2 protein-coding genes are annotated in these 2,523 nt (G+C 44.4%); both read left to right on the top strand.

Features of this window, described 5'->3' with window-relative positions; translation table 11 throughout:
- Positions 1-1,635, top strand: a 1,635-nt coding sequence (locus tag J0895_RS14660; RefSeq protein ID WP_207088807.1) for a glycosyltransferase family 4 protein, incomplete at its 5' end; no start/stop codon positions are given.
- Between the two features lie 54 nt (positions 1,636-1,689).
- On the top strand, positions 1,690-2,523 hold an 834-nt coding region (locus J0895_RS14665; RefSeq protein WP_207088808.1), incomplete at its 3' end, for an FkbM family methyltransferase.

Consider the following 2,523-nt stretch of genomic DNA (forward strand, 5'->3'; position numbering starts at 1 on the left):
GAAACTTGGCAAGGGAGAAACTTACCGATTCAGGATTTAGGACCATCCCTCAATAATTTTGCTGACACTGCTGCGGCAATCGCCCAATTAGACTTAATTATTACCGTAGATACCTCCGTTGCCCATTTAGCTGGGGCAATGGGTAAACCCACTTGGCTGTTATTAGCTTATACTCCCGATTGGCGTTGGGGACTTGAGGGTTCTGATTCGCCTTGGTATCCGAGTCTGCGATTATTCCGGCAAAAACAACCGGGAGACTGGCAGGAAATTGGCGATCGCATTGCCCAAGAATTACGGCAAACTGTGGAGAATGTGGGAAAGGTGGGGCTACGGGAACAAAACCCATCCTTGCCGGGGAAAAAATGGTTAGAAGGTGAAGTCAGGATGAACCCAAAATCGATGATGACTGAATCAATTGGCGATCGCAATCAACCCGTTCCCAAATCGCCTCAGAAACCCTTGAGATTGGGCATTTCATGGCCCCTAAATCAGATGACTGGGTGGGGGATTTATGGAACAAACCTCACCCTGCAACTGCAAAAGAATCCGGGATATGAACCGATGTTATTGCTGCCACCGGATACCGCTGGGGTGGTGAATCCGTTGATGCGATCGCAACTCAAACCCGCCTGCGATCGGTATCAAAATTTAGAACAATTGCGGACTAAAAATCCGGGTAAACCCATTTGGTGTGATTTTCCCGTCCTTCATGACCTCGGCAACGACTTTATCAGTCTTGCCACCACCCGACAACTCAGCGGCAAACAGAATATTGGTTTAATCTTCTTTGAAGATACAAATTTAACCCCAGAAAAACGCAAATTAGCCCAGGAATATCTGTTAATTGTCGCCGGTTCAACTTGGAATGCCGAGGTTCTCAAAAGTCAGGGAATCACCACAGTTCAGGCATTGCCCCAAGGCATTGACCCTACCTTATTTCATCCTGCCCCAAAATCCAATTTATTCGGCGATCGCTTCGTCATCTTCAGTGGCGGCAAACTAGAATATCGCAAAGGACAAGATATCGTCATCGCCGCCTTTAAAGCCTTCCAACAACGTCACCCAGAAGCCTTACTCATCACCACATGGCATACCTTTTGGCCCCAATTTATGCAAGGACTCGAAGCCAAGGGTCATGTCAAAGGACTACCCCAAATCGGGACAAATAAACGCTTAAATATTGCGGATTGGCTAGTTAAAAATGGGTTAAATCCTGACTCCTTTATCGATATCGGTGCGATTCCCAATTATCTGATGCCGCAAATCATCCGAGAAGCCGACTGCGCCCTCTTTACCAATCGTTGCGAAGGGGGAACAAACCTTGTCGCAATGGAAACAATGGCTTGCGGAATTCCTACCATTTTATCCGCCAATACCGGACATTTAGATTTGATTGAACCCAATCATTGCTATCCCTTGAGAAGTCAGAAATCAGTCCAATCCACCCCCTACTTTATCGGAGTAGAGGGTTGGGGAGAATCGGACATTGAAGAAATCCTAGAAACCCTAGAAACCCTCTATCAAAATCGAGAAATAGCCCAACAAAAAGGCATGATTGCCGCCCAATTCATGCAACAATGGACCTGGGAAAACCAAGTTAATCGCCTCCTAGAAATTCTGGGAGAAATTTTGTAAAATGATTCTCCCTCGGGGAATCATTTTGTTAATCCTGCCTCTACCCATTAATCCATGAGTCAAATTCTTCCCCAATCTCCCATGAAAAAGCCCGTCAATTTGTTAGTCCGACTGAATCAGGAATATCACAAATTGCATCTAAATTTGGATATTGACAAATACAGTCAAAAAATTATGTGGCACTACTTTTCTCAGGGTAAATTCTACGAACCCGAAGAATCTAAATTTTTAGAACGGGTGTTAAAACCGGGGGATACCTTTATTGATATTGGCGCACATATTGGCTATTACTCCCTCCTCGCCGCAATTTTAGTGGGTGAAACCGGCAAAGTAATTAGCATCGAACCCGATCGCACCAATATCAACTGGATTCAAGACCATATTACCTTAAATCAGTTCCCACAAATGCAGGTAATTCCCACAGTATTGGGTTCAGAAACGAAACCTGTAGAATTCTTCTATAATGCCGATAATGATGGGGGACACGCCTTATGGGATGTGGGATTGCATGAATTTAATAAAATCAGCCGCAGTCACCCTCAAACCTCAACTTTACCCATGACAACCCTTGATGAAGTGCTCCGAGACAAAGGATTAACGGGAGTCAAACTCATTAAAATAGACACCGAAGGGGCCGAATATCAAGTTTTACAAGGTTCCTTACAAACCCTCACCACCTATCAAGTCCCCTACATCATCGCGGAAATTAATCGCTTCGCCTTAAACAAAATGGGAACGAATGAAAAACAGTTACGAGAGTTTATGGCATCTTTAGGATACAGTCCCTATTTATTAAGAAACGAGTCCCCCCACTGGGTGAAATTATCCCCGGAACAATATTACAATTCTCAATATGTTTTTAACCTAGTCTTCGCCGTAAGTGATGAA

The sequence above is a fragment of the Phormidium pseudopriestleyi FRX01 genome (assembly GCF_017313335.1).
In the GTDB taxonomy this organism is placed as follows: Bacteria; Cyanobacteriota; Cyanobacteriia; order Cyanobacteriales; family Laspinemataceae; genus Laspinema; species Laspinema pseudopriestleyi.